The organism is Janthinobacterium sp. CG_23.3 (assembly GCF_046115965.1).
Lineage (GTDB): Bacteria > Pseudomonadota > Gammaproteobacteria > Burkholderiales > Burkholderiaceae_D > Janthinobacterium.
Genome location: NZ_JBJXIB010000200.1, coordinates 1 through 5,913 on the forward strand (window position 1 = coordinate 1; position 5,913 = coordinate 5,913).

At 67.8% G+C, this 5,913-nt stretch carries 5 protein-coding genes; 1 reads left to right on the plus strand and 4 read right to left on the minus strand.

Annotation, left to right across the window (positions count from 1 at the left end):
- The 4 genes from ACFDR9_RS26565 to ACFDR9_RS26580 form a co-directional block, all read right to left on the minus strand.
- Nucleotides 1–726 (minus strand): chromate transporter (locus ACFDR9_RS26565; RefSeq protein ID WP_409032913.1); only part of this gene is annotated, 726 nt, incomplete at its 3' end.
- Complete coding sequence (locus ACFDR9_RS26570; RefSeq protein WP_409032914.1) at nucleotides 710–1,744, minus strand: hypothetical protein; 1,035 nt, start codon at nucleotides 1,742–1,744, stop codon at nucleotides 710–712. The genes ACFDR9_RS26570 and ACFDR9_RS26565, both read right to left, overlap by 17 nt.
- Entirely contained in the window at nucleotides 1,741–2,427 is a 687-nt protein-coding gene (cysC, locus tag ACFDR9_RS26575; RefSeq protein ID WP_085945292.1) for an adenylyl-sulfate kinase, read from the minus strand. Before cysC ends, ACFDR9_RS26570 begins: the two co-directional genes overlap by 4 nt.
- A 63-nt stretch (nucleotides 2,428–2,490) precedes the next feature.
- Complete coding sequence (locus ACFDR9_RS26580; RefSeq protein ID WP_051068258.1) at nucleotides 2,491–4,242, minus strand: methyl-accepting chemotaxis protein; 1,752 nt, start codon at nucleotides 4,240–4,242, stop codon at nucleotides 2,491–2,493.
- Between the two features lie 536 nt (nucleotides 4,243–4,778).
- Between ACFDR9_RS26580 and ACFDR9_RS26585 the strand changes: the two genes are divergently transcribed.
- Nucleotides 4,779–5,807, plus strand: coding sequence for a hypothetical protein (locus ACFDR9_RS26585; RefSeq protein WP_409032915.1), 1,029 nt, complete (start codon nucleotides 4,779–4,781; stop codon nucleotides 5,805–5,807).
- The last annotated feature ends 106 nt before the right edge of the window (nucleotides 5,808–5,913 follow it).

Here is a 5,913-nt window from a genome sequence, read left to right on the forward strand (position 1 = left end):
AAAAAGCGAGAGCACGGCAGGAAAAGGAAGTGGGGGGAGGGGTGCTGGGGTGGCCCTGGTCTGGGCGGTGGTTTGGGGGGCGCGGCCGGCCCGCCGGCGCACCGGCGCCGCGTCGCTGCCAAAGCAGCGCCAGCCGGCCAGCGCCGCGACGAACAGCATCAGGAAGGTGCTGCGCAGGCCGGGCAGCAGCAGCGCCAGCGCCAGCGCGGCCAGCGCCAGCGCCGCCTCGCGCCAGTCGCTGACGCTGGCGCGGCACATGCGCCAGCCCGCCGCCAGGATGATCGCCGCCACAGCCGGCACCACGCCCATGAAGACCTGGCCCAGCGCCGCCACGTGGCCCCAGCGGAAGTAGACGGCACTGAACGCCAGCATGAACAGGAAGGCCGGCGCCACCGCCGCGAGCACGCAGACGGCGGCGCCGGCGGCGCCGCGCAGGCGGTAGCCGATGTAGGCCACCAGGTTGATCGCCATCGGCCCCGGCAGCACCGAGGCCAGCGTCAGGCCGTCGAGCACCTCGGCCGCCGTGAGCAGCTTGCGCCGCTCCACCACCGCGTTCTGGGTCACGCCGATCATCACCATGAAACCGCCGAAACTGGTGCAACCGACCAGCAGGAAGATCCGGCACAAGGCCGCCAGCGTGACCGGCGCGGCCGCCGCCGGCGCCAGCGGTTCGGGCGGCGCGGCCGCGGCGGCGGCCGGCTCGGGCCGCTTAACCCTGGCGTGCATGGACCCCGCCGCCGGCGTCCGGGTTGGCGCCGGCGCCGAAGTAAGCGGCGAAGCAGCCGATAAAATGCTCCAGTTCGGCCGCCGGCAGGCGGTTGATGCCGGCCGCCGCGCGCCGTCCGCCGCCGCCGGCGAAGCGTTCGCACAGGCCGCAGGCGGCCAGCGCGCCGGGCGCGCCGGAACGCACGCTGACGACGTAGCTGCCGTCGGCGTTTTCGCTCAGCACCGCGAAACTATGCGCCGGCTGCGCCGCCGCCAGGCTGTTGGCGAATACGCCGGAGATGCGCCGCGCCCAAGGCCGGTTCGGCAGCACATAGGCGGCGCCGCAGGCCGCGCGCCAATGCGGGCGCAGGCCGCCCATCTGCGCCAGGTCGGCGTCGTAGCCGGCGCGCAGCGCGCGGTAGTGCGGCGACTGCCCGATGAATTCGAGCGGGTGGTCGCAGCCGTGCAGCGCCAGGTACAGCCGGTCCGGCGCGATGTGCAGGTCCTCGACCCGTTCGCCGTAGGCGTTGTAGTTCAGCGCCAGGCCGAGTCGTTCGAGCGCCAGCGCGTCGGCCGCGCCGACGCCGGCCGCCGCCGCCAGCGCGCGGCCGGCCCCGGCCAAGTTGTCGCCGAAGGCGGCCACCGCCGCCCAGGCGCGGAAGCGCCCGCCCAGGTGGCGGTCCACCAGGATGCCGGTGCAGGCCTGCGGCGCGTCGTCCCAGTGCCATTCCAGGTCGGGGTGGGCGAACGCCTGGCGCGCGCTGTGGTGGTCGAAATAGGCGACGTGGCCGCCGCCGTCGAGGATGCGGCGCAGCGGCGCCAGGTTGCAGTCGAGCGAGACGTCGAGCACGGTGACGTCGAGCGCGGCCTGCTCGGGCAGGCGGCGCAGCAGCTCGACGTCGCGCTTGACGCCGGTGACCAGTTGCGCCGCCTTCGGATGGGCCAGGCGCAGCTGGTGCAGCGCGCAGATGCCGTCGGCGTCGCCGTTGAAGACGTCGTAGGCGCGCGCGCGCGCCGCCGCGGAAGGCGGCGCGCTCATTTTTTGGTCCGGAAGCGTAGCGCCAGGTGGTGGTACAGCGCGCGCGTGGCGTCGGCCAGCGACAGCTCGCCGCCGTCCAGCACCAGCGCCGGCGTCAACGGCACCTCGTACGGCGACGAAATGCCGGTGAAGCACGGGATTTCGCCGGCCCTGGCCTTGGCGTACAGGCCCTTCGGGTCGCGCCCCTCGCACACCGCGGTCGGGGTGCTGACGTAGACTTCGATGAATTCGTGCTCGCCGATGATGGCGGCGGCCATCGCGCGGTCCTCGCGGTACGGCGAAATGAAGGCGGCGATGACCATCAGGCCGGCCTCGTTCATCATCTTCGCCACTTCGGCGGTGCGGCGGATGTTCTCCTTGCGGTCGGCCGGCGAAAACCCCAAATCGCGGTTCAGGTGGTGGCGCAGGTTGTCGCCGTCGAGCACATAGCTGGAGCGGCCCTCGTCGTGCAGCATCTTTTCGAGCTCGTAGGCGATGGTCGACTTGCCGGCGCCGCTCAGGCCGGTCAGCCAGACGGTCGCCGGGGCGTGGCCGAAATGGGCGCTGCGCCGCTCCGCCGAGACCTTGCCCGGGTGCCAAAAGGTGTTCAACGGCGAGACCTTGCCGGCGTAGGGCTGCAGGCCGGCTGCGCGCGGCGCGTCGCCGACAAGCTCGGCGATATCGTTCAATACATCGGTAGTCATGCTTTCTCCTCGTGCCAGGGAGCTACACCCACGCGGCCGGCGCCGACGGCGCCGCCGCCCGCTTTAAAACTGTTCCCACTCGCCGTCCGAGGCCGCGCCGGCGTTGGCCACCTTGCGCTGCTGCTTCGCCGCGGCGGCCGGACGGGCCTGCGGCGGGCGCGCCCGCAGCGCCTTCGCCGCGCCCTGGCGCAGCGCCACCGGCGCGCTCCCGCGCGGCGCCGGGGCGGGGCGCGCGCCGGCGTAGTCGGCGTCCAGGCGGAACACGCTGACCACCTGGGCCAGGTCGGCGGTCTGGTCCTGCAGCGTGGCGGCGGCGGCGGCGGCCTGCTCCACCAGCGCGGCGTTTTGCTGCGTCACGTTGTCCATCTGGATCACCGCCTGGTTGATCTGCTCGATGCCGGAGGTCTGCTCCAGGCTGGCGCAACTGATCTCGCTCATGATATCCGTGACGCGTTTGACGCTGGCGACGATCTCGTCCATCGTGTGGCCGGCCTGGTCGACCAGCTTGGCGCCGGAATCGACCTGCTGCACCGAATCGTCGATGAGGATCTTGATTTCCTTGGCCGCCGCCGCCGAGCGCTGCGCCAGGTTGCGCACTTCGCTGGCGACGACGGCGAAGCCGCGGCCCTGCTCGCCGGCGCGGGCCGCCTCGACGGCGGCGTTCAGCGCCAGGATGTTGGTCTGGAAGGCGATGCCGTCGATGACGCCGATGATGTCGACGATCTTCACCGACGAGGAGTTGATCGCGCCCATCGTGTCGACCACCCGGGCCACCACCGCGCCGCCCTTGACGGCGACCTCCGAGGCCGACATCGCCAAGCCGTTGGCCTGGCGGGCGTTGTCGGCGTTCTGCTTGACGGTCGAGGTCAGCTCCTCAAGCGAGGAAGCGGTCTCCTCCAGCGAACTGGCCTGCTGCTCGGTGCGCGAGGACAGGTCGAGGTTGCCGGAAGCGATCTGCTGCGAGGCGGTGGCGATGGTCGAGCTGCTGGCGTGCACCTGGCCGACGATGTGCGACAGGCTGTCGCGCATCGCCTTCATCGCGTACATCAGGCTGGTAACGTCGCCGGGCCGGGTGCGGATCGCCACCGTCAGGTCGCCGGCGGCGATCTTGCCGGCCACCTCGGCGGCGTAGTCCGGTTCGCCGCCGAGTTGCCTGACCAGGCCGCGGGTTATCATCCAGGCCGCGGCGATACTCACCAGCAGCGCCAGCGCGCCAAAGCCGAGCATCATCGAACGCGCGCCGGCATAGGCCGCCTCGGCGGCGGCGGCGGCCTGCTCGCTCTGTTTTTCCTCGATCGCGCTGAGCTCGCGCAGCAATTCCCACCATTTCTTTTGCACCGGGCGGAACTCGAAGCGCAGCAGCTTGTAGGCCGCGTCGCCCTGCTTGGCCAGCCCCAACTCGGTGGCCTTGGCGATGAACGGCGCGGCCAGCGCCGACTGCTGCCGGATCTTCTCGAGCAGCGCCTGCTCCTGCTCCGTGGTAGTGGCCAGCGTGGCGAACATCTGTCCCAGCTTGCCCTGGGCGTCGTCGTATTTCTTGGCCTGCGTGGCGATGCGCGCGACCTCGATCTGGATCTCGGCCGGTTCGCTCAGCAGGATCAGGTTGCGCAGCGCCAGCGCGCGCTCGGTGATGGTCAAATCCATTGCCGACGCCAGCCGGGTTTCAACGTTGTTGACCTTGATGATTTCGTCCATGCGGTCGCGCATGCCGGCCATCCGATTAATGCCCAGCCCGGTAACAATGGCCAGCAACGTGGCCACCAGAGCGAACCCGATGCCCAGGCGCGTGGCAACTTTCATGTGTGCGATATTCATTGACTCCCCCAATTACAAAGATCGTTCGGTTCCGTGGATGGCGCATACACCCTGATAACCATCCCGCCTACGCTAATAATGAATACGCACCAGAAAGAAGTTATGTAGGCGGGGAATACGCACCGGCCGACACCGCATCAACGTGCGAACAAGTTGCCAAACAAGCCCAACATTCCAGTCCCCACCGGGAGTTAATTTCTCCTCGGAATTAAACTGACACCATTTTGCGCCATATTTTCGGCGACAAAAGTCACCAATATTCACAAATTCCACAAAGCAACACATGTTTTTTTTTGTCCATGAGGGCGCGCAATGTTCGGCGTCGTCGGTGGCCCGGCGGCATCAGATCGTCGACGCGCGGGTGCGTCGCGGATCGCGGCAAGCTACAGTGGCGCGGAAGGCGCCAGCGCTCTCTAAAAGGAAATATTATTCACAAAATATTGTTAACTTGACATTCAAATGAATACTAGCAATGATGCTTTTTCGTACTTAATTTTAATGACTTTACGGGGAACCATCATATGAGATTGAATAAAATGACACTCGGGATCATCGGCGCGCTGCTGGTCTCGGGCGCCGCCTCGGCCAGGCCGCTCTACGACGTCACCATGTACGCGCCGGTCGTCGTCGGCGGTACGCATACCGCCCAGGCCAGCTTCAACGGCAATTTCTCAACGCTGGCCGCCTCGGATATGGCCAACACCTCGGCGCCGATGGCGCAGTTGCTCGGCGGCGCGTCGAACTTCTACTGGTCGATCCGCTCGAAAATCACCGCAGGCGTGGCCGAGGCGCTGGCCCAGTCGGGCCAGAACGCCAGCATCACCACGCCCGGCGGCATGAGCGGCGACATCAACGTCTCGGTATCGGGCCTGCCCGACGGCAATCTGAGCATGCGACTGAACGGGCTGACCTATTCCGTCGGCATCACCGCGCGCAAATCGAACTGGCTCGGCACGGTGACGTGCAACTCGCAGGTTTACATGAATTCGCTGTCGCTGGCGTCCCAGTTCAACCCCTTTACCGGCGCGGTGGCGGGCACCAGCGTCGATTTCACGCCGACGCAAAGCACCTCGTGCGACAGCAGCTACAGCTGGATTCCGTTTATCGGCGACTTCATCGACCGCAAGGCCAGCAGCCTCATTGGCAACGCCATCCTGCAACAGATGAACAGCGTCTCCGGCCAGGTGTTGACGGTGGCGCCGCAAAACGCCTTCCTCGGCTTTACGAGCGCGATCGAGCCGGGCAAACACATGATCGGAGGCTTCGACGCCGGCATGTATATCAAAAACAACATCCAAAGCTTGTACACTGGCAAGACCATCAACCTGTTCCTTGCCAACGACTACAAATACAACCTGAGCAGCCGCAGCAGCCCGGGTCCAAGCTCGGCCACCGGCACCGCGTTTTCGATCAATTTTTCGGACGCCAACGGCCAGGCCGGTTTTTCCATCAACACCACCAAGCAATACACCTGGCGGGAATACATCATCCCCGGCACCAACGGACCGGAGCCTGACAAGGCGCCCGTTGCCAACGTAGCCAACAAGAAACTGGCGGCGCGCTAAGCGACGCCACCGCGGGGGGGGGGGGGGGGGGGGGGGGGGGGGGGGGGGGGGGGGGGGGGGGGGGGGGGGGGGGGGGGGGGGGGGGGGGGGGGGGGGGGGGGGGGGG